Here is a 22136-nt window from a genome sequence, read left to right on the forward strand (position 1 = left end):
ACTTACTAGTGAATACCACTCTTTTCATTCACGTTCAGAGCTGAAGTTTAGAGGTGGTAAGCATTCCATCCGTGTTAGGAAAGTTTCAGCCTTGCTTTCCCTCTCTGTAAACCGTGAAAGAATACCCTTGTCCTCATCATTACCTTTTACAAATAAACTTTATTATTGATTATGTACGTTATTATAGTGCGAAATTTTCGGAAAAGCAAGGGACGGTTTCAATTCTCCTCATCTGTAAATGGAATAATGCTATTTTGTCCATTCAAGTCGGAAACAGGTTTAATTGAAACACGTTCTTCAAATATATTTACAATTGTCCGGATTAACGGCTGATCCGGTTCTTCTGTATAAAGAAAAATCGTGGCAGGTGCAATTGACAACAGCGGAGCGATCGTAGCAGAATCAACATAGACAGGATGATTAAATAACAATTTCCTGTCAATCATTCTCGCAAGCTCTCCTCGCTTAATCTCATCATATTGTTCATCAAAAAAGGTAATTCCCTCATCAATTAACAAATGAAGATGAGAAATTTTCGATGGTTTCATTTCTAAATATTTTCTTAATGTATTAATAAATATTTGGTATTCCTGCTCCATTTTGTATTCATCAATCGATACTTGTACATACTTCTCAAGCAAATCTAAAAACGGCCTTAATCGAAACTTAACAAATGAATCAAAAGAAAAAGAGAGATTTTCCCGAAAAATCAGGTCCATTGCATGAATTAATGTAGTTTCTAGATTAGTATCTTTAAAAAAGATTTCCAATTCCTCCCGTTTTCCTTCAAGAATCGAATGAATGATGTCAAGAATTTGCTGCTGCTCCTCGGGATCCTCATAATAGTAATGCTCTGCTATAATCGCTCGCAGCCAATCATCACGTTTCGTATAAGTGATAAATTCATAGAATGCTTTTTTGATAGCACGCAAAGTATCGTTCGAAAGCGAATTTATTGACACTTTTGCTATATGTCGATCTTCGAAAAGAAGAATATTTTTATAAGCTTCAGAGGATAAATGGAGCTGTAATGCCTTGTGCAGGTTTGAAGCATCCTCATAGTTTTGGAAGATGATTTCAATCAACCAAATCCCCCCTTATCACGTGAGAAACAAATCTCTGCTTTTATGTATATGGAGGACATGGCCAAAATAGAAGTCGAACAAAAGGAAAAGTATTTCTTATTTTTCATAAAAAAAGAAAAAGGCCGCCAAAAAGGCGCCTTTCCATATTATACTCTACGGTTAGGACCATCCACTTTTACAGGCGTGGAAAGATATTTGATCCTCTCCATTATTCTTGCAGCCTTCATCTGCTCTTCTTCACCGCGCTGGCTATGGGCAAGATGGTGCTGCAATTCTGTCGTGTTAAAATTAGAGGTAAAAAAAGTAGGCAAGTTCTCCATCATCCGGAATTGAAGAATGGTTCCCAATATCTCATCTCTTGCCCAGCTGCTCATCGTTTCTGCCCCAATATCATCAAGCATTAAGATTGGAGTTTTTTTCATAATCTCAAGTTTCTCATTTACCGTTTGGTCGCCGATCGAATTCTTCATTTCCCGGAAAAATTCTGGAACATAAACAATTAAAGAGCTTATCTGTTTTTTAGCCAGTTCGTTGGCAATGGCACCTAATAAATACGTTTTTCCCGTTCCAAATGGCCCATACAAATAAAGCCCTTTCTGTTTCTCTCCGGGCCGGTATGTTTCAACGAAATCTTTTGCCAGCTTAATTGCTTTAAGCCTTCCTTTGTCCAAGTCAAGTTCACCGAGAGAAGAATGAAGAATCTCTTTTGGCACATATATGCTCTGGATTAATCTTTCTTCTTTTTTTCGTTTGTCGTATAACCGTTTACGCGGACAACGGTCATAATTGATATCAATTGAACTCCCAGTCAACACTAAGTGAGGGTGGTAGCCTTTCATGATATTTTTGCATCCTTCAAGGCTTGGACACTCTTCGCATTCTTTGCTTTGAGTACTGTATTCATAAAGCTTTGTTAAACTTTTTTCAAGCATATCCGAGGTAATGGAACCTTGATTTTCAGCCAAGAATGCTTTTACGTATGGATCTTGATAAATTTTTTGTTTCATTAATTCATATCGTTTTTGAAAATCCACATGATTTGCAAGTTTTTTTAATGTATCATTTATTTTTTGCATGTAAAGACTCACCCCCTCACTTATACTTTTTAAGCTCCTGTTCTAATTTACGCTTTTCAGCTTCGAAATCAAAATCATCTTCTTCCTCATTTTTCTGTTCGGCTGATTGTTTTTGAACGAACCAATCAGGCAGCATTTCCGTGCGAACAGGTTTCTTTCTCGATTGAGAACCGGCTGTTTTCTTTCCTTGAGCCCATTCCATATATTGTTTGTGCTCATTTTTTGCAAGTTCCATAGCTTCTTTAACCGTTTTAATTTTTTTGCGTGCCCAATGACTGGCGATTTTTTCAATATACCCTTTTGTAAGTTTCATATCTGTCTTTAGCATAACATATTGAACAAGTACATTCACAACTCCCGGAAGAAGCTTTTGATTAAACATAATTTCTTCAATAATTTTTAAATCAGCATTTGAAGCCTCCGCTCCGCCTGAAAGGTCTTTTAAGAGCTGTCTTGGTGAAGTCGTTTCAAAATAGCGGATTAGCTCTTCTTCCTTTGATTTCGGTTCAGAATTGCTCGAACGGTAATTAACCGGCTGCACCCGGTCTACAAGAGAAGGGAGCTCATCATTATGTTCAAATTGATACCAATCTCTTGCTGCTTTTCTTAGTTCTCCAATATCAATCTCATTATCTGCCGTGACAGCACTAATAACAATATTCTTCATTTGAATCGCATCGATTCCATAAAGAAAAGCTAAGTTGCTAATTGCCTCTCTTACCTTTTTGTTTAAAGCTTTTTTCGGAACAAGGGATTCCTGCAAGCCTGCTTGCAGCAGTTCAAAGTTAAATGTCGATTCGTCAATTTGTATTCCCTCCTGCTCTTTCCTTCCAATAAAAACCTGACCGTCGGCAGGTTGAATATCATTCAATGCTTCTTTATTCAATTGAAAAGCGGAAGGAGGAGCAGAAGCAAAAACATCCTGAAATGCCTTTGTGATTTCTTTATAATCAGTCGGTTCAGGAATTTTTTGATCACTGAAAAATCGCTTTAGGCGGTTGAATTGATTTTTTCCAATTTTTCGGTACAAATATATATTTAGCATCCCATCTAAAAAAAACTGTTCCGGTGTCAACGGAGGCAGGAGCTCATAAATAAATTCACGATTATCATCATCATGACGGACATAGCATTTCATTAATCCGATTCCTTCCAGCTTCAAGCGGGCCTGATAAATCTCTTTAAGGTTCATATCCATCATTGTCATTAAATTATGATGGGAAGAAGATTCAGACCAAAGCCGATTTTCTTCCAATTCAGCCCATAAAGTCATGTATAAACTAAAACATACAGGCCCAATTAACGGCTGATATAGAAAAGTCAAAACTTTGCGGTCATAATCATGTAGAAGCCCGCTAGCCGCAACGATATATCGGTCAACCGGTAAAATTTCTTGCCAATGCTGTGCCATCCTTATTCAAACCTTTCAAAATAATAATACATGTATTGAAAAAAGAGCTAAAGATTATCTTCAGCTCCGTTTTGACTGTTCTTTCTTTATCAATTCTTTTAATTCTTCAATGAAGACATTTATATCCTTAAATTGACGATAAACAGAGGCAAATCGGACGTATGCAACTTCATCAACTTTGGCAAGCCTGTCCATCACCATTTCACCGATCGTTTCACTTTTTATTTCAGACACACCTTGGTTTCGAAGTTCTTTTTCAACCTCATGGGTAATATCTTCTAATTGATTAAGTGCAACAGGCCTTTTTTCACATGCTTTTATAAGCCCTCTTAAAATTTTTTCCCGGCTGAATTCTTCGCGTGTTCCTTCTTTTTTAACGACAATAAGAGGAATTTCTTCTACTTTTTCAAACGTTGTAAAACGGTACCCGCAACTTTCACATTCCCGCCTTCTGCGAATTGACCGCCCCTCATCAACAGGCCGGGAATCTAAAACACGAGTACTGTTATTTTGACATGAAGGGCATTTCATACCATCAGCTCCAGCAAAAGATTAGTAAATAAACGATCACTTACTAATATCTTATAAAAAAGAAAATAATAGTACAAGTGGGACTCGGCCATTTAGTTTTTTGACAGATCCTATATATAAATTCACTTACTAATTATTTAAATACACATATTTTAGATAATAAAAAAGAGGTGTATTAAATACACCTCTTATCATTCGTTTTCAATTATTACAAAGCTTGAGCTTTTGCTTGTTTCACTTGAACAGGACCCATACCCCGCGGGATTTCAATATTTTCGCGTGTTTGGGCTCCTAACGCTTCTGCAATATAATCTGCAGCAATGTTAGGATCTAAATCGCCGCACGTATAAACATCAATGCTGGCGTAACCGTGCTCAGGAAAACTGTGAATTGTTAAATGAGACTCGGAAATAATAACAACTCCGCTTACACCCTGCGGTGCAAATTTGTGAAACGCTACTTCACGGATTTCTGCACCTGATTTTAATGCAGCATTAACGAAGATTTTTTCAATTTGCTCCATGTCATTTAACTTTTCGAAATCGCAACCCCACAGTTCTGAAATAACGTGACGACCAATTGTTTCCATAATTCAAGCTCCCCCTTTAACTTTTTTACTGATTTTCCTGAAATTTCTATTCGAGACTGGTATCCAAACTACCACGGGGGAAAGTTAGTCCAAAGAGGTCCTAACCCTTTAAGTAGCTATCGTTACCTTATTTCAAGAAGTTCACGATGAATAGTATACTTTGTTTATATTTTTTTTGCAATACATGAATAAGTTTTTTTTATGAGAAATGTTGTTAATAGAGAAATGGATATAGTTCATACAATTTTTAATCGAAAAAAAAAACTTACCGGTATCCGGTAAGCATTTAGGTAATTAAGAACTCAAAATTAAAAGTTTGATTATCCGACTTTTACTTCAGACCTGGTGAACATTTCCTTTGCAACATATTTGGCAAGTTCAACAACGCGGCAAGAATAGCCCCACTCATTGTCATACCATGCTAACACTTTCACCTTATTAGCGCCGATCACCATCGTTGAAAGACCATCAATAATAGCTGAATGTTCATTTGTATTAAAATCGATTGAAACAAGTGGATCATAAGTAATATCAAGAATACCATTCAATGAACCATTGGATGCTGAAAGAAATGCCTCATTTATTTCATCAGCAGTAACTTCACGTTTCAAGTCAACAACCAAATCTACAAGAGAAACATTTGGTGTTGGAACGCGAAGTGCTATACCATGAAGTTTGCCTTTAAGCTGCGGCAGCACTAATGACAAAGCTTTCGCCGCACCGGTGCTCGTTGGAATGATTGACTGTCCGCATGCTCTTGCACGGCGCAAGTCCTTGTGGGGATTATCAAGATTCTTTTGGTCATTTGTATATGCATGAACAGTCGTCATAAATCCATTGATGATTCCAAACTTCTCATCAAGCACTTTGGCTACAGGCGCTAAACAATTCGTCGTACATGAAGCATTTGAGATAATATCATGTTTATCAATATTTAAAACGCTTTCATTTACTCCCATAACAATGGTTACATCTTCATCTTTCCCTGGAGCCGTCAAAATTACTTTCTTTGCACCTGCATCAAGATGAAGGCTCGCTTTGTCACGGGAATTAAATTTTCCTGTTGCTTCAATCACAATATCAATGTTTAACTCTTTCCATGGAAGTTCTTGCGGATTTCGATTATTTAACAGTTGCACTCGTTTACCGTTCACAAGCAAAGATTGTTCCTCTGGAATGACTTCTCCGTCAAATTTTCCATGTGTTGAGTCATATTTTATTAAATGGGCCAACGTTTCAGGAGGATAGCTTGCATTAATGGCCACAATATCAATGTTATCTTCTTGAATGGCCTTTCTAAACACCATTCGTCCAATTCTTCCAAAACCGTTAATCGCTATTCTTGCCTTCATTTTTCGTCTCCTTCCACATTAATGTTATACTTTTCGTGAACATTTCTGTAATTAGTATAACATATTATTGCTTGTATGTGTTATATAAAATGCGGAATTTATAAATATTTTATTATCCAAAATATTTGTACTATTATAATGCTGTTTATTTGTTTTTAGTATGTCTTTTTTAATTAAGGCAATTCGAAAAAACTCCATTAAAATAAAAAGAGAGGAATAAAATCCTCCCTTTCTGTCATTCAGTATATTTCCATTCGTGTAAAATTCGCATAAGCTGTTTCCGCGTTTCTTCAATCGTTCCGTTGTTATCGATCACTGCATCTGCTAATGATATTTTTTCCTTTAACGGCATCTGTGAATTAATTCTCGCTTTTGCTTCCTGCTCCGTAAAATTGTTGCGCTCCATGAGCCTTCTTAACTGTGTCTCTTCATCTACATAAACGAGCAATGTTTTGTCAACCATATATGTCAGCTTGCTTTCAAACAAAAGGGGAATATCCAAAACAATTAAATGTTCTCCACGAGCTTCAGCGTCTATTTTTTTGGTAAGCATTTGCTCGCGGACAGCAGGATGGACAATGCTGTTTAAAAGCAAACGCTTCTCGCTATCATGAAAGACAATCGATCCAAGTTTTCCTCGATCAATCGTGCCATCGCTTTGTAAAATTTCCGGGCCAAAATGCGAAATAATTTCATGATATGCCTTTTTACCTTTTTCAACAGCTAGGCGGGCTTCAACATCCGCATCAATAACCGTAATTCCAAGATCTTTGATCATATTTGAAACGGTGCTTTTCCCGCTTGCAATACCGCCTGTTAATCCTATGACTAAAGCCATATCCAATTCCTCTCTTATTACTACATTTTCCAAATTCCAATGAATATTAGCAAGACACCAGGTATAAAAGTAAACTTTTGTATCCAAATGCAGTTTGAAAACAACGCCCCGATATTGATCCCAAGATACATAAATAATGAACTCATAACTGCTACGGTCACTGCTAAAAGAATCGGAGAATACCCGAGCATTGCAGCACCGAACCCAGCTCCAAAAGCATCTAATGATAAAGCAAGCCCCAACATAAATGCTTCGATGCCGGTAATTGTTCCTGATCGGTCAAAATCTGCTGACATAGGTTTACGAAGAATATTAATCACAATTCCTAACGATTTAATTTCAAAATTAACAATTGTTTTTTCACTATGGAGACTATCCTTATTTTTTTCTGGCAGGAAAAATTGAATCAAAACCCAGCCGCCTAGAAAAATCAGAATAATGCCCCCTAAACTTTGTGATGCTTCCGATTTAAAAAGGTTTTCAAAAAAATGACCGATTCCCATAGATGCCAACAGCGTCACAGCTGAACAGCACGCTAAAACGGCAAGCGATTTAAATGGGATTTTCATTTTCTTTAATCCATAAGTAAAGCCTACACTAAAACTGTCAAGGCTGACTGCAAAAGACAATAATAGAAGTGAAATCAACTGCGCCATCTTAAGAGCTCCTTCCTGTCAATCGCTAAGGATAGTATATGAAAGGAGCCTATCTGATGTGCAGTTATTCGTAAAATCATTTTTGGCAGTTTGCGCAGTAATGTGTGCCCCTGCCGCCTACAACTGATTTTTCAAGCGGTGAACCGCAAATCTTACATACTTCGCCCTCTCGGCCGTAAACAAAATGTTCTAACTGAAACATACCGATTTGTCCCTGGGAATTAACATACGACCGAACCGTGCTTCCTCCTTTGGAAACTGCTTCAGATAAGGTTTCGATGATTTCACGATGAAGGCGTTCGATTTCCTCGTCAGTCAATGAATTGGCTATCCTTTCCGGATGAATTTTCGCTCGAAACAAAGCCTCATCGACATAAATATTTCCAAGCCCGACCACGATTTTTTGATCCAAAAGCGCTGTTTTCACTTTTCTGTTCGTTTTCTTGAGTTTTTCTGAAAGCGAGCCGATCGTGAAAGAATCAGAAAAAGGTTCCGGTCCGAGCTGATTCAACGGAGGATATTGAAATTCAGTTCCTTTTTTATACAAATGCATTGTTCCAAATTTACGAACATCTTTATATCGCAACTCTGTTCCGTCGGAAAAATGAAAAATGACATGTGTATGCTTTTCGACCGGATCATTCTTCGAAAACAAAGTGTACCGCCCTTCCATCCGCAAATGGGAAACAAGGGCATAATCATTCGTATAAAAAATCAATAATTTACCCCTTCTGCTGATCTGTACAATCGTTTGGCCAATTAAAGCGTCTTTAAACTGTTCAACTTCTTCAGGGTGTTTTATCATTTTCGGCCAAAAAACAGATACACGGTCAATCTGTTTATGTAGAACAAGCTTTATTAATGTCCTTCTTATTGTTTCTACTTCCGGAAGTTCCGGCAACACTTTTACCTCCTTTTATTTGTTTTCTTTATTTTGCATCAAACCATGTTGGGCCGAAAGAATAATCCACTTTTAACGGCACCTTTAATTCAACAGCATTCTCCATGACATCTGGTACAATTTCTTTTAGTTTTTCAATCTCGTCTTTTGGCGCTTCAAATATTAATTCGTCATGCACTTGCAAAAGAAGACGAGTTTTCAATCCTTCAGCTTTCAGCCGTTCTGCCATGTCAATCATTGCCTTTTTAATAATATCTGCAGCACTTCCTTGAATTGGCGTGTTCATTGCCGTTCTCTCTGCAAAGCTTCGAACATTATAATTACGGCTTGTAATTTCTGGTAAATAGCGGCGGCGATGAAGAATCGTTGAGACATATCCTTTTTGCTTGGCATCTTTCACGATCTCTTCCATATATTCTTTCACGCCGGGATAGCTTTCAAGATATCTTTCAATAAATTTAGCGGCTTCCTTTCTCGTAATACCAAGGCTTTGGGATAATCCATAATCACTAATACCGTATACAATACCAAAATTGACGGCTTTTGCATGGCGGCGCATATTGGAAGTTACTTCTTCTTTTTCGACATGAAAGACTTCCATCGCTGTTTTTGTATGGATATCCAAATCCTCTTTAAAAGCCTGGATCAATTTTTCATCATTGGCAATATGAGCGAGCACCCTTAATTCAATTTGCGAATAATCGGCAGCAAAAATCACCCAGTCTTTTTCCGAAGGGATAAATGCCTGGCGAATTTTCCGCCCTTCTTCAAGCCGTATTGGTATGTTTTGTAAATTCGGGTCGGTAGAGCTAAGCCGTCCTGTCTGTGTTAACGCTTGGTTAAACCTTGTATGGACTTTATTTGTTTTCGGGTCAACTACCTTAAGAAGTCCTTCAATATACGTAGACTGTAATTTTCCAAGCTGTCGGTAATGAAGAATTTCCCTTACAATCTCGTGCTCATGTTCAAGCTTTTCCAATACATCGGCTGAAGTCGAATAACCGGTTTTTGTTTTTTTCATCACTGGAAGTCCAAGCTTTTCAAATAAAATAACGCCAAGCTGTTTAGGAGAGTTGATATTGAACTTTTCACCGGCTAAATCATAAATTTTATTTTCAATTTCCTTTAGCTGCTCATTGATTTCATGACCCATTTCTCGGAGACGATTGATATCAATCTTTACCCCTTGGTATTCCATATCTGCAAGAATGAGTGACAGAGGCATTTCAAGTTCCTTAAATAATTCATATTGCTGGTTTTCCTTTAACTCTAATTCAAGTTTTTCCTTTAATGCCTCCATTGCAGCCGCTTTTCGGACAAGGTGTTCTGCCAGTTTTTCTTCATCAGGAATTTTCCGTTTCGCCCCTTTCCCGTAAAAAGCTTCATCTGATTGAACACTAGTAAAATTGTACCGTTTGGCAATTGACGCGATATCATCGATAGATTCAGACGGGTTAATAATGTAAGAGGCCAACAAAAAGTCAAATTCCACGCCTTTTAAATGAATTTGATGGTGCCGGAGGACGACTTCAGACCGTTTTGCATCATAAACGGTTTTCTTTTTCGTTTCATCTTCTGCCCATTCTCTGAAAGCCTCTGATTTTAAAGCGTTTTCTACAGAAATAAAAAACTTGCCTTTTTCATTAACAACTGAAAATCCGATAATGTCAGCATAATGATAATTATCCTCGAGCACTTCAACATAAAAGACATTATTATCGGCGAATATGTGTGATTGAACATTGGACACAATTTCAAATTCAATTTCTTCCATCGGCTCTGTTTCTTCTGCCTCAGATTCTCCACTAATCTTGTCTAATAAAGAATGAAATGCAAGCTCCTTAAAAAGTTTAATAACCTTGTCTTTTTGGAGCCCCTCATATTCAATCTCCATTAGTTCAAAGTCTACCGGAGCTTCTGTCGTAATCCTAGCCAACTCTTTGCTCATGAGCGCTTGTTCTTTAAATTCCTCCAGCTTTTCTTTCAATTTTTTTCCGGTCACTTGATCAATCGAGTTTAACAGGTTTTCAACCGATTTAAATTCAGTGAGAAGCTTAATCGCTGTTTTTTCCCCTACCCCCGGAACACCTGGAATATTATCTGATGCATCGCCCATTAATCCTTTCATATCAATAATTTGTTCAGGAGTCAGCCCATATTTTTCTTTTATATGGTCAGGAGTATATTCTTCAATATCTGTTATTCCTTTGCGAGTAATACCGACCGTCGTTTTCTCAGAACAGAGCTGGGTTAAATCTTTATCCCCGGAAATAACTTTAACTTGAAACCCTTCCTTTTCCGCCCGTTTTGAAAGTGTGCCAATAATGTCGTCGGCCTCGTAATTTTCCAATTCATACTGAGGAATCCCAAAAGCATCCAGTAATTCACGGATAAATGGGAATTGCTCCGATAACTCTGGAGGCGTTTTCTGTCTTCCTCCCTTGTATTCGCTGTACGTTTTATGGCGAAAAGTTGTTTTGCCTGCATCAAATGCTACAAGTATATGTGTTGGCTTCTCATCTTCAAGTATTTTCATCAGCATCATCGTAAATCCGTAAACTGCATTTGTATGGACGCCTTTTTCATTATTTAATAATGGAAGAGCAAAGAATGCCCGGTATGCAATACTATTGCCATCTATTAAAACGAGTTTCTTCTCCAACACAAGTCCTCCTTCAGAAATAAATCTATATGTTCGAACAAAAAACCGTTATTTTCCCTTCTTCATTCTATCACGAGAAGAATTAGAAAGGAAAATAACGGCTGATTGTATTCGTATAATTATCTTGTATATCCCATTAATAAGCGGGCATATGGGGAATCGGACGGAAGAACAATGACCGTCTCTCCATTGATTGTTTTCTTATAAGATTCAAGTGTCCGGAACATAGAATAAAAGTCAGGATCTTTCGAAAAAGCTTTGTTGTAAATTTTAGCTGCTTCTGCTTCACCCTCAGCACGGATCGTCTCTGCGTCAGCTTGGGCTTTCGCTAAAATTTCCTTTACTTGACGGTCTGTTTCCGCTATTATTCTGTTTTTTTGTGCATCCCCCATGGAAAGGTATTCCTGTGCTTTTGATTCACGCTCCGAAATCATTCTTGTATACACAGATTGTTCATTTTCTTCAGGCAGATCTGTCCGCTTTATCCTTACATCTACAACAACAATTCCATAGTTATCTTTTGATAGCAATTCATTTACTTTTTCTGTGACGCGATCATTTAATGATCCTCTTGATGATTTTTCATCATTAATAATTTCATCATAATTTAATTGCCCCAACTCTGTGCGGACAACTGAGTAAATGAATTCTTCCATTCGCGTTTCTGCATTCTCAACAGTTCTCGCATTCGTAATCATTTTTTTCGGATCTTCAATTCTCCAAATCGCATAGTTATCAATTAACATTCTTTTTTTGTCTTTAGTATTGATTTCTGCTTCCGATACATCATACGTCATTTGGTATTTTGGAAGAGTGGTAACGCTTTGAACGAACGGAATTTTATAGCTTAATCCCGGTTCCTTTTCTATTCTCACAACTTCACCGAATTGACGAATGACTTTATATTCCCCTTCTTTTACAATAAACAGATTAGTGAAAACAAGAATGAGAAAAGCAATAAGGAAAACCAAAAAGATTCCAATTTTAATATAATTTCGCCACTCGAAACCATTTCCGGTTCCCTCTTTCAAATTCACTACTTTTTTACTCATTGTTTTCACTTCCTTGCTCTTGAGCTTTCGGCTTCTCTTTTTCCAGAGGGCGAATCGGGAAATACTTTAGCGTATTGCCGTCATCATTCATAATATAAATCTCGGTATTTGGCAATACTTGTTCAATCGTTTCAAGTACGAGGCGCTGCCTTGTTATATTTGGGTTTTTCCTGTATTCTTCATAAAGCTTGTTAAATATAGCTACATCCCCGCGAGCGCGCTCAATCCGGGCAGCTTTGTCACCCTCGGCAGTGGCGATCAATGCATCTTTTTCCCCTAGTGCTTCGTTTTTCCGTTTGTTCTCATATTTTTTTGCTTCATTAATCTTTGTATTCATCGTTTCACGTGCGTCTGTTACATTTGTAAAAGCTTTCCGTACTTTATCATTCGGAAGTTCCACATCCTGAAGCTTTACAGCAAGGATAGATATGCCAATATCATACTTATCTATGAGAGTAGAAAGCAAATCGCGGACTTCCGCTTCAATTTCTGCTTTTCCTGATGTTAATGCATCATCAATTTTAGAACTGCCGATAATGCTTCTTAATGAAGCGGATGTAGCATCATATAAAATTTCTTTTGGATTATCTGAGTTGTACAAATATTTTTCAGGGTTAGTAATTTTCCATTGGACGACCAAATCGGCAAGAACGATGTTCTCATCTCCGGTAATCATTTTGGTCTCATCTGGAAACTCTTTTATTTTCCCTTCCTTTTCTTCATAGCCAAATTGGAGACTGAACGTTTCTTTTGAAAGTTTTTTTACACTTTGTATCGGCCATGGCAATTTAAGATGAAGACCCGGCTCAGTGATCCCTTCCTCAACTTTGCCGAATGTTAAGATGACAGCCTGTTCAGACTCATCGACCGTATACCAGGTTGAAAAAACAACGATACATAAAATGACAACAAGAATAACAAGGCCGGCAATTGTATAAATCCTCTTTAAACTAATCATGCCTCTCCCTTTCTTTATAAAGATTTGGTTTCTTTTTATACGAAAATATGTTAAAAAGGTTTCAATATTTCGGAATATTTAAATATTTATAAAAAAAATAACGAAAAGACGAAAGCTGGGTTTGCTTTCGTCTTTTCGTTGGCTCCTTGGATGAAGGGGTTTTCAAGTAGAATTTTAGCAACTCCATGTTAAGGAAAAATAAACCGGACGTTAAAGAACTGTAAATTTCCACTTCCCTTCAACGAGCCTTTATAATTGTAAGGTTTTATGGAATTCTATTGTAAATTCCGTCCCTTTGCCAAATTGGCTCTGAACAGAAATATTGCCTTTATGCGCTTCCACAAGATGCTTGACAATCGCCAGCCCTAAACCGGTCCCTCCGGAATTTCGGCTCCTAGCCTTATCCACCCGGTAAAACCGCTCAAATATTCTCGGGATTTCATCTTTATTAATTCCAATCCCGGTATCCTTTACTTTAGCGGTTACTGTCTTTTTATTTTCGATTATTTTCACTGTAACCATTCCGCCATTAGGGGTATATGTAATGGCATTATTAATAAGATTAATGAAAATTTGCTTTAGTCGATAAAGATCTCCCTCAACGATAATATGTTCTCCAGAAGTTTCCAGCATTAATGAAATGCCTTTTTCATTCGCCTTTCCTTCAAGAATCGTAATAACATCGTTTAACATCATGACAAGATCAACTGTCTGGATATTCAATTTAAACCCTTGCTGTTCTATTTTTGATAAATCTAATAGATCTTGAATAAGCGTTTGAAGGCGGCCGCTTTCTTGTAAAATGATATTGAGAAAAGCTTCAAGAGTATTTTTGTCATTCATCGCTCCATCTAAAAGAGTTTCAGTGAATCCTTTTATAGAGGTAATCGGTGTTTTGAGTTCGTGGGAAACATTTGCTACAAAGTCTTTTCTCATTTGCTCAAGCCTTTTTAATTCCGTTATATCGTGAAAGACTAGCAAAATACCCTTCCATACATCATTTGTGCCGATAATAGGTGCTCCGTATACTTCAAAATGCCGCCTCTCAATTGCGAGCGGAATGAGCATTTGCTTCTTAATTTTTTGTTCTGTCATAAATATTTCTTCAATTAATTTCGAAATTTCTTGATGCTCTATTACTTCATAATATAGTCTGTATAAATAATCGCTTGGATTTACATTGAAAATCTCTTTATAAGCCCTATTAATTAGATTAATATATCCTTTGCTGTCAATTAAAATAAGGCCGCTTCCCATATTTTCGATTAGAGTTGTCAAACGGTCCTGCTGCATTTCCTGGGTCTTCATCAGTTCCTGAAGGTTACGGGCTAGGACATTGATAGACGCGCTTAACATTCCCGTTTCGTCCATATGATCTTCATAAGTTCTGGCAAGATAGTTTCCTTTCGCCAGCTCAATCGCAACATTTGTAGCAGATTCGATCGGTTTCGTATAACGAGTCGTGATCCGTGACACTAAAAAGATAATAACAACAAGAGCCATTCCTAGACTGGCGGTTAAGAGCATCCAAATTTGCCGGTAGATTTTTTTTAGTTCATCTATTTGCGTGCTGAGAAATACGTATCCTTCTTTTTTTCCATCTTTATGAATCGGACTCCAGTAATACCGTAAATCATAGCCTCTCTTTACTTCATAGCCATTTTTAATCTCTGGCTGTTTCTCTATAATTTCACGGATAATTTCCGCATGTTCTCTAATTTTTGTATTTGATCGTTCACCGCTGTCATAAAGAATGGTTCCATCTGCGTCAGAAATAGTTATTCTTGATTCAAGCATACGGCTAATGGAATCCAGTTTATGTCCATCGAAACTGCCAATTCCTCCATTATCCTCTATATACGAAGTCAACACGTCGCTTTCAATTTTCAGCCTTTCATTAAACGATTTTAAATAATAACTTTTAAAAAGCTGTCCAAGTAACAAACCAAGGCCAATTAATACGGTAACAATTAGGGTAATAATAGAAATGAGGAGTCTTGTCCGGAATTTTATCATTCCCCTTTCGGCTCCTCTAATTTATACCCTAGACCGCGGATTGTTTTAATGTAGGCAGGTTTTTTTGTGTTTTGCTCAATTTTCTCGCGCAAATGACTGATATGAACATCAACAATTCGGGTATCCCCAGCAAAATCATAATTCCATACCGAACTTAGCAATTGGTCCCGCGTTAACACTCTGCCCTTATGTTTTGCCAAATATAGAAGCAGTTCAAATTCTTTCGGTGTTAAATCAAGTTGTTCTTCCGCAAAATATGCCTCATATTGTTCAGGATAAATTTTCAAGTCAGCGATCTTTATAAAACCATTCTCTAAAATTTCATTTTCTTTTACCTCGGGCTGAAATTGAGATCTCCGTAATATTGCCTTCACTCTTGCAATTACTTCACGGGGACTGAAAGGCTTTGTCATATAATCATCAGCACCGAGTTCAAGACCGAGAACTTTGTCAAACTCATCATCTTTTGCCGTTAACATCAAGATGGGTGTCATCATTTTTTGCTGTCTTAATTGTTTACAAACTTCAATTCCATCAAGTTTAGGCAGCATCAGGTCCAAAATGATCAAATCGGGATTTTCCTTGAGAGCTAAATCTTTTCCATCTTCACCATCCATAGCGGTTATAACATCAAAGCCTGCTTGCTCCAAATTGTACTGCAGCAATGTTACAATTGATTGTTCGTCGTCGACGACTAGCACTGTTTTCTTCATACAAGCCTCCGGTTATTCATATTAACCCCTATCCAAGTTCCTAATTTTATTATAATATATTTTTCTTCCTGCAAAAGTAGCCAAAGTGATAAAACACATCACATAAATGTAAAAAAGCTGTCCTCAAGAAGATAGCGGCGCTTCAATACTTGCATTTCCAAGCATTACAAAAAGAATAAAAAAATTCGGGGGAAATCCCCCGAATTTTTAATGTTTCAAATTAAACTAATACAGCCATTACATTGCGGACAGATTGAGCTGATTTATCTAAAGCAGCTTTTTCTTCCTCTGTCAAATCAAGTTCGATTACTTTTTCAATACCGTTTGCACCTAAAATAGTTGGAACGCCAAGGTAAATTCCGTTATAGCCGTATTCTCCCTCAAGGTAAGCAATAGCCGGAAGAATTCTACGCTGATCTTTTAGAATAGCTTCACACATTTCAACAAGAGAAGCAGCAGGAGCATAATAAGCGCTTCCATTTCCAAGAAGGTTAACTATTTCACCGCCGCCTTTACGTGTACGTTCAACGATTTTCTCAAGGCGATCCTTTGGAATTAGAGTTTCAAGGGGAATTCCGCCTGCGTAAGAATAGCGAACAAGGGGAACCATATCGTCTCCATGGCCGCCCAGTACAAAACCTGTAATATCCTTAACTGAAATGTTCAATTCCTGAGCGACGAAAGTTCTGAAACGGGCTGTGTCAAGTACACCTGATTGACCGATGACACGGTTTTTAGGGAAACCTGATTCTTTAAACACTGTATAAGTCATAGCATCAACCGGATTTGTCAATACAATGATGTAGCAATTTGGAGAATATTTCACAATTTCCTGTGTTACACTTTTCATCACTTTCTGATTTGTTTGCACTAAATCATCACGGCTCATTCCAGGTTTCCGTGCAATTCCTGCTGTGATTACAACGATATCGGAACCTTTTGTATCTTCATAATTCGAAGTCCCGATAATATTAGCGTCGAATCCTTGAACTGGGCTTGCTTCAAGCATATCTAACGCTTTCCCTTTAGTAGGTTTTTCCATTTGCGGAATATCAACTAAAACAATATCTCCAAGTTCTTTTTGAGCTAAAAGGAATGCTGTAGTAGCTCCGGTAAATCCTCCGCCGATCACAGAAATTTTTTTGCGTTTCATTGACATGGTGTGTTCCCCCTTATCGCATTAAAAAAAAAATGATTTCATACCAATAGATGCATCAAGTTTTTGCCCATAGGCTGGAAAGAGCATTTTATATAAAGGCTGTTCATCTTAATGAACAGCCTTAAAAAGATAATTATCCCATATTTTTAATTAACTCATTGCCGAATTCTGAAGTTTTTACTTCAATTGCACCTTCCATTAACCGTGCAAAATCATACGTAACAACTTTGGAAGCAATTGTTTTTTCCATCGATTTAATGATTAGATTTGCTGCTTCATTCCATCCTAAATGCTCAAACATTAATACTCCAGAAAGGATGACTGAAGAAGGGTTTACTTTATCTAATCCTGCATATTTAGGAGCTGTGCCATGTGTTGCTTCAAAAATAGCATGACCTGTTTCATAGTTAATATTTGCTCCTGGAGCAATTCCAATTCCTCCAACTTGAGCAGCAAGTGCGTCGGAAATATAGTCTCCGTTTAAATTCATTGTTGCTACAACATCAAACTCGCGCGGACGAGTCAGAATTTGTTGAAGGAAAATATCAGCAATTGCATCTTTTACAATGATCTTTCCTGCGGCTTCTGCCTCTGCTTGTGCTTTATTTGCAGCTTCTATCCCCTGTTCTTCTTTAATGCGGTCGTACTGAGCCCAAGTAAATACTTTATCGCCAAATTCTTTTTCAGCAAGCTCGTAGCCCCAGTTTTTAAATGCGCCTTCAGTGAATTTCATAATGTTCCCTTTATGTACGAGAGTTACAGACTTGCGGCCTTCTTTAATTGCATAATTGATAGCCGCACGTACAAGGCGAGTTGTTCCTTCCTGTGAAATAGGCTTTATGCCGATGCCTGAAGTTTCAGGGAATCGGATTTTATTGACGCCCAATTCATTTTCAAGGAAATTAATTAATTTCTTTACTTCGTCAGTACCTTTTGCATATTCAATTCCTGCATAAATATCTTCAGTATTTTCACGGAAAATAACCATGTCTGTATCTTGCGGGCGTTTTACTGGTGAAGGCACTCCTTCAAACCAGCGTACAGGACGCAAGCACACAAACAAATCTAGTTCCTGGCGAAGAGCAACGTTTAAGGAACGGATTCCACCTCCGACAGGAGTTGTTAAAGGTCCTTTGATGGCAATTAAGTATTCTTTAATTGTTTGCAGCGTTTCAGCAGGAAGCCATTCTCCAGTTTGTTTAAAAGCTTTTTCTCCGGCAAGAACTTCTTTCCAAACAATTTTCCGCTCGCCTTTATAAGCTTTCTCAACTGCTGCGTCTAATACTCTTTGTGCAGCAGCCCAAATATCCGGACCTGTTCCATCCCCCTCAATAAATGGAATAATCGGATTATTTGGTACGTTTAGCACACCATTTGTTACCGTGATTTTTTCACCTTGCATGATTTTTTCTCCCTTCTATAAGAGCTAAGTGCCCCTAACATTCCTATTTATTTTTTTCTTTTTAAAAAGCATTCCTAAAAGCCGGCGGATCAGCTCCGCCGAATGCAGCTTTTTAGAAAGCCAGGGGCAATGCTGGTAAAAAATCAGAATCAAAGGTTAGAAGGCTTTGCCCCTAACCTTTTTTCCTCACTCTTTTATTACATCAATTTTTCTCAAAAAAGTAAAATGGAGATTTTATTTTTTGGCATTAAAAAATCTTTTATCCTCTTTGCTCAATTGGAATAAATTTTTGCATTCCAGGACCGATATAGTCGGCACGCGGGCGAATTAAGCGGTTATTTTCATATTGTTCTAAAATATGGGCCAGCCAACCGGATATACGGCTTACAGCAAAAATTGGTGTAAATAAATCATGGTCAATTCCTAGGCTATGATATATAGACGCTGAATAAAAATCGACATTTGGAGGAAGACCTTTCTCCCCTGTCACAATTGCTTCAATCTTAGTGGACATTTCATACCAATGAGGTTCACCAGTAAGCTCTGTTAGCTTTTTAGACATTTCCCTTAAGTGTTTTGCACGCGGATCTCCTTTTCGATAAACCCGATGCCCGAAGCCCATAATTTTTTCTTTCTTCGCAAGCTTTTCTCGAATATATGGTTCAACATTCTCCAATGAACCGATTTCTGTCAGCATTTTCATTACCGCTTCGTTTGCACCCCCGTGCAATGGGCCTTTCAGCGCTCCAATTGCTGCTGTGACACCGGAATAAATATCAGATAAAGTTGCAACACAGACCCTCGCAGTAAAGGTAGAAGCATTTAACTCATGATCGGCATGAAGAACAAGCACCTTATTGAATGCTTCAACAGCAATATCCTCCGGTTCTTTTCCTTTAAGCATATACAAAAAATTCGCTGCAAAGCTTAAATCCTTCCTTGGCGCGACCGGCTCCAGCCCTTTGCGTACACGGGCAAATGCAGCGACAATCGAAGGTATCTTTGCCTGAAGGCGGATTGCTTTTCGATAGTTGGCCTCTTCATCCATAAGATCAGCTTCTTCATCATATAATCCAAGCAGTGACACAGCTGAACGAAGAGCAGCCATTGGATGAACCTTATCAATCGGATACATTTTGAAATGGTCCAAAATCTCTTTTGGAAGTTCAGCGTTTTCTGCCAGCAGGATTTTTAGTTCTTCCAATTCAGATTTCGTAGGAAGTTTGCGGTGCCATAAAAGAAAGATTACTTCTTCAAAACTAGCATTATCCGCTAAATCATCGATATTATAGCCAACATATGTCAGTGTATCATCGATTATCGAACTAATTGAAGAAGTTGTTGCAACTACCCCTTCAAGACCACGTGTAACTGTCATACTGTATCTCTCCTTTACTTAAATAATCTCCCCATTGCCCATTGACTGTAAACCAAATTTCACCGAATTCCTTTATCAGCATTCCGGAAATTGTTTTCTGTCCATTAATGGGCCAAAAAAAGCTGCTTAAAAGTTGCTGGATCAACAGAACATTTGAGGATACGCTTGTGTGTCTTCCTTTCAAAGTTTTTCAACGGGTCTTATAGCCCAAGCTCCGAGCGCTTGCTCAGAAAAATATCAAAAAAGAAAGTGCTTACATTTTTCTTCTTGCTAGCAACTGAAAATAAATTATTATTCATATTTACATTTTTCTCATAAAATTTATATAAGAAACGATTACTATTCCTATTATAAACAATTATCAGATTTTTGTGAACGAAAAGAATATAAAATGTGAAAAAATTATTATTTTTTTAGAAAAGCTGATATGCCAATTATATTTATACTTGCATTCGATCATTTTACTATTTCAAAAAAATAACACTTCCAAAATTATGGAATTCGGCTGCCATTCTCCTTTGCCTGAAGACAGAATAAGATCGCAGCCTGTTCTATTATCAATTATTTAAAAGATCAAATACTTTCATTGCCATGTATGCGATTCCTGCACCGATCAGCGGTCCTACCGCCACTCCTTTAAAGAGAGATACGGCAATAATCGTTCCTAAAACAAGGGCAGTTGTGATATGAGGGTCTTCTGCCAATAATATTACCCCGCCTTTCGCTAGCAGCGCTACTGCAATACCCGATATTAGTGCAATCCATGCATATGGCGATTTGAAAGCCCCAGACAAATCCTTAAAGCCGATTTCACCGCTTCCTATAGGAGCAAGGACAGCGATCGTTATAATTGTTACTCCCCAGTTAATTCCTTTTGCTTGAAGAATCGAAAAAGCGCGCATACCAATAGGAAGCAATTTTAATAACATTAAAACAATCACAGCAATCATTAGAGAGTTATTTTTTGCTATGAAACCTATTCCAAGCAATAATAATAAAAATAAATATGGTTCGAGTGTCAAATTGATTCATCCTTCCGCCAATATTACCTTAGCTTAAGATATGGTAGTTCCATCAACATAAAACCTGCTGCCTTTTTCATATTCGGTGAATCCTTTCAATGGTTTTGATCGTAGGTATGAGTACAGATGCGGTTTTCCAATATAGATGATAAAATACTTTTAATAATATTGCACAAATAAGGGGGAACTTAATTGAATAAGGTTTACATATATCGAACGATCCGATTTTTATTCGTAATAGGAATTGTTTTCTTAAGTTTGGCGGCAGTTTATTTCATATCAAAAGTCACATATCCTTTTCTTATAGCGCTGGCGCTTGCTTTTTTAATTAACCCGCTTGTTGGTTTTTTTGAGAAAAAGGCCCGAATGCCGAGAGCTCTGGCTGTTTTTATTGTTCTGATTCTTATTTTTGCCATTTTTGCCGGTTTAATCACTCTGCTTGTCACCGAAATTGTATCTGGTACTGAATATTTAGCAAAAATAGTGCCGAAACATTTAGATACAGTGATTCGTTATCTTGAACAATTTATAGCTGCTCAAATCATTCCTCTTTATAACCAGTTGTCAAGCAAGTTTCAAAACTTGGGCGCAGGCCAGCAAGATACCATTCTCACAAATATTCAAAGCGTCGGAACAAAAATCGGGACAACGGTCGGAGCGTTTATTCAAAACCTTCTCGGAAAAATTCCAAATATTTTATCATGGTTTCCGAACGCAGCTACAGTGCTCGTCATTTCTCTATTGGCAACTTTTTTTATCAGCAAAGATTGGCACAAGCTTTCCGCACTCGCTGGCAGGCTTCTTCCCAAGAGGGCAAAATCAAGTGGAAAAACAGTTTTTGCTGATTTAAATAAAGCTTTGTTTGGATTTATCAAAGCACAAGCAACTTTGGTTTCCATTACAACTGTTATTATATTAATCGGCTTGCTTATCCTACGTGTCGATTATGCGATAACGATTGCCTTAATTGCCGGAATCGTTGATATACTTCCTTACTTAGGAACAGGCGCCATTTTCGTTCCATGGATTATTTATGAGACTATTGTCGGAGAAACGAGCCTAGCAATTGGTCTTGGAGTCTTATATATTGTGGTTATTGTTCAAAGGCAAATTATGGAGCCTAAAATTCTTTCTTCAAGTATTGGGCTTGATCCGCTTGCCACTTTAATTGCCTTGTTTGTCGGTTTTAAGTTTCTCGGATTCCTAGGCTTAATTGTAGGCCCGGTAACCCTCGTCATTATCAGCACTTTGCATCGCGCAAATGTGTTCAAGGATATTTGGGCGTTTATTAAAGGTGAAGAAAAAGCATCTTAAATTTGAATTAATAGATGCTGA

At 37.6% G+C, this 22136-nt stretch carries 19 protein-coding genes; 1 reads left to right on the forward strand and 18 read right to left on the reverse strand.

The features are described from left to right. Positions 1-218: 218 nt before the first annotated feature. The 18 genes from ytxC to BMMGA3_RS12610 all read right to left on the reverse strand — a co-directional run bounded on the left by ytxC (position 219) and on the right by BMMGA3_RS12610 (position 20801). Positions 219-1085: a putative sporulation protein YtxC gene (gene ytxC / locus BMMGA3_RS12520; protein WP_003347494.1), complete on the reverse strand. Its 867-nt coding sequence runs from the start codon at positions 1083-1085 to the stop codon at positions 219-221. 146 nt (positions 1086-1231) lie between these two features. Continuing rightward, on the reverse strand, positions 1232-2161 hold the full coding sequence (gene dnaI / locus BMMGA3_RS12525) for a primosomal protein DnaI (RefSeq protein ID WP_003347493.1): 930 nt from the start codon (positions 2159-2161) through the stop codon (positions 1232-1234). Positions 2162-2177: 16 nt separating this feature from the next. Then, entirely contained in the window at positions 2178-3572 is a 1395-nt protein-coding gene (locus tag BMMGA3_RS12530) for a replication initiation and membrane attachment family protein (protein WP_003347492.1), read from the reverse strand. 60 nt (positions 3573-3632) lie between these two features. Continuing rightward, a complete protein-coding gene (nrdR, locus tag BMMGA3_RS12535; protein ID WP_003347490.1) occupies positions 3633-4103 on the reverse strand; it encodes a transcriptional regulator NrdR in 471 nt (156 codons plus the stop codon). A gap of 208 nt (positions 4104-4311) precedes the next feature. Beyond that, complete coding sequence (gene speD, locus BMMGA3_RS12540; protein ID WP_003347488.1) at positions 4312-4692, reverse strand: adenosylmethionine decarboxylase; 381 nt, start codon at positions 4690-4692, stop codon at positions 4312-4314. A 320-nt stretch (positions 4693-5012) separates the two neighbouring features. Next, on the reverse strand, positions 5013-6044 hold the full coding sequence (locus tag BMMGA3_RS12545) for a glyceraldehyde-3-phosphate dehydrogenase (RefSeq protein WP_003347486.1): 1032 nt from the start codon (positions 6042-6044) through the stop codon (positions 5013-5015). Between the two features lie 235 nt (positions 6045-6279). Next, positions 6280-6882, reverse strand: coding sequence for a dephospho-CoA kinase (gene coaE, locus BMMGA3_RS12550; protein ID WP_003347483.1), 603 nt, complete (start codon positions 6880-6882; stop codon positions 6280-6282). A gap of 20 nt (positions 6883-6902) precedes the next feature. Beyond that, entirely contained in the window at positions 6903-7538 is a 636-nt protein-coding gene (gene ytaF, locus BMMGA3_RS12555) for a sporulation membrane protein YtaF (RefSeq protein WP_003347481.1), read from the reverse strand. A 76-nt stretch (positions 7539-7614) separates the two neighbouring features. Further along, a complete protein-coding gene (gene mutM, locus BMMGA3_RS12560; RefSeq protein WP_003347479.1) occupies positions 7615-8439 on the reverse strand; it encodes a DNA-formamidopyrimidine glycosylase in 825 nt (274 codons plus the stop codon). Between the two features lie 28 nt (positions 8440-8467). Continuing rightward, complete coding sequence (polA, locus tag BMMGA3_RS12565) at positions 8468-11101, reverse strand: DNA polymerase I (protein ID WP_003347475.1); 2634 nt, start codon at positions 11099-11101, stop codon at positions 8468-8470. A 119-nt stretch (positions 11102-11220) separates the two neighbouring features. Beyond that, a complete protein-coding gene (hflC, locus tag BMMGA3_RS12570; RefSeq protein WP_003347473.1) occupies positions 11221-12153 on the reverse strand; it encodes a protease modulator HflC in 933 nt (310 codons plus the stop codon). Next, a complete protein-coding gene (gene hflK / locus BMMGA3_RS12575; protein ID WP_003347471.1) occupies positions 12146-13111 on the reverse strand; it encodes an FtsH protease activity modulator HflK in 966 nt (321 codons plus the stop codon). The genes hflC and hflK overlap by 8 nt, the downstream gene beginning before the upstream one ends. 249 nt (positions 13112-13360) lie before the next feature. Further along, the gene (gene pnpS, locus BMMGA3_RS12580; RefSeq protein ID WP_003347469.1) at positions 13361-15127 is read right to left on the reverse strand and encodes a two-component system histidine kinase PnpS; all 1767 of its coding nucleotides are present in this window, start codon (positions 15125-15127) and stop codon (positions 13361-13363) included. Next, entirely contained in the window at positions 15124-15840 is a 717-nt protein-coding gene (locus BMMGA3_RS12585; protein ID WP_003347466.1) for a response regulator transcription factor, read from the reverse strand. Before BMMGA3_RS12585 ends, pnpS begins: the two co-directional genes overlap by 4 nt. Before the next feature lie 220 nt (positions 15841-16060). Continuing rightward, a complete protein-coding gene (gene mdh, locus BMMGA3_RS12590) occupies positions 16061-16999 on the reverse strand; it encodes a malate dehydrogenase (protein WP_003347464.1) in 939 nt (312 codons plus the stop codon). A gap of 133 nt (positions 17000-17132) precedes the next feature. Beyond that, the gene (gene icd, locus BMMGA3_RS12595; RefSeq protein ID WP_185762591.1) at positions 17133-18404 is read right to left on the reverse strand and encodes an NADP-dependent isocitrate dehydrogenase; all 1272 of its coding nucleotides are present in this window, start codon (positions 18402-18404) and stop codon (positions 17133-17135) included. A gap of 256 nt (positions 18405-18660) precedes the next feature. Beyond that, positions 18661-19779: a citrate synthase gene (gene citZ, locus BMMGA3_RS12605; protein ID WP_003347460.1), complete on the reverse strand. Its 1119-nt coding sequence runs from the start codon at positions 19777-19779 to the stop codon at positions 18661-18663. Positions 19780-20336: 557 nt separating this feature from the next. Beyond that, on the reverse strand, positions 20337-20801 hold the full coding sequence (locus tag BMMGA3_RS12610; RefSeq protein WP_003347454.1) for a DUF441 domain-containing protein: 465 nt from the start codon (positions 20799-20801) through the stop codon (positions 20337-20339). Between the two features lie 192 nt (positions 20802-20993). Between BMMGA3_RS12610 and ytvI the strand changes: the two genes are divergently transcribed. Further along, positions 20994-22115 carry a sporulation integral membrane protein YtvI gene (ytvI, locus tag BMMGA3_RS12615; RefSeq protein WP_003347452.1) on the forward strand — a complete coding sequence of 374 codons (1122 nt, stop codon included), beginning with the start codon at positions 20994-20996 and terminating at the stop codon, positions 22113-22115. Positions 22116-22136 lie beyond the last annotated feature (21 nt).

Source organism: Bacillus methanolicus MGA3, from assembly GCF_000724485.1.
Lineage (GTDB): Bacteria > Bacillota > Bacilli > Bacillales > Cytobacillaceae > Bacillus_Z > Bacillus_Z methanolicus_A.

Excerpts from the sequence above, each read along its gene's own strand:
- ytaF (WP_003347481.1), bottom strand. The coding sequence starts at position 7,538 with ATGGCGCAGTTGATTTCACTTCTATTATTGTCTTTTGCAGTCAGCCTT.
- hflK (WP_003347471.1), bottom strand. The coding sequence starts at position 13,111 with ATGATTAGTTTAAAGAGGATTTATACAATTGCCGGCCTTGTTATTCTT.
- BMMGA3_RS12545 (WP_003347486.1), bottom strand. The coding sequence starts at position 6,044 with ATGAAGGCAAGAATAGCGATTAACGGTTTTGGAAGAATTGGACGAATG.
- nrdR (WP_003347490.1), bottom strand. The coding sequence starts at position 4,103 with ATGAAATGCCCTTCATGTCAAAATAACAGTACTCGTGTTTTAGATTCC.
- speD (WP_003347488.1), bottom strand. The coding sequence starts at position 4,692 with ATGGAAACAATTGGTCGTCACGTTATTTCAGAACTGTGGGGTTGCGAT.
- hflC (WP_003347473.1), bottom strand. The coding sequence starts at position 12,153 with ATGAGTAAAAAAGTAGTGAATTTGAAAGAGGGAACCGGAAATGGTTTC.
- pnpS (WP_003347469.1), bottom strand. The coding sequence starts at position 15,127 with ATGATAAAATTCCGGACAAGACTCCTCATTTCTATTATTACCCTAATT.
- coaE (WP_003347483.1), bottom strand. The coding sequence starts at position 6,882 with ATGGCTTTAGTCATAGGATTAACAGGCGGTATTGCAAGCGGGAAAAGC.
- mdh (WP_003347464.1), bottom strand. The coding sequence starts at position 16,999 with ATGTCAATGAAACGCAAAAAAATTTCTGTGATCGGCGGAGGATTTACC.
- BMMGA3_RS12530 (WP_003347492.1), bottom strand. The coding sequence starts at position 3,572 with ATGGCACAGCATTGGCAAGAAATTTTACCGGTTGACCGATATATCGTT.
- citZ (WP_003347460.1), bottom strand. The coding sequence starts at position 19,779 with ATGACAGTTACACGTGGTCTTGAAGGGGTAGTTGCAACAACTTCTTCA.
- BMMGA3_RS12585 (WP_003347466.1), bottom strand. The coding sequence starts at position 15,840 with ATGAAGAAAACAGTGCTAGTCGTCGACGACGAACAATCAATTGTAACA.
- dnaI (WP_003347493.1), bottom strand. The coding sequence starts at position 2,161 with ATGCAAAAAATAAATGATACATTAAAAAAACTTGCAAATCATGTGGAT.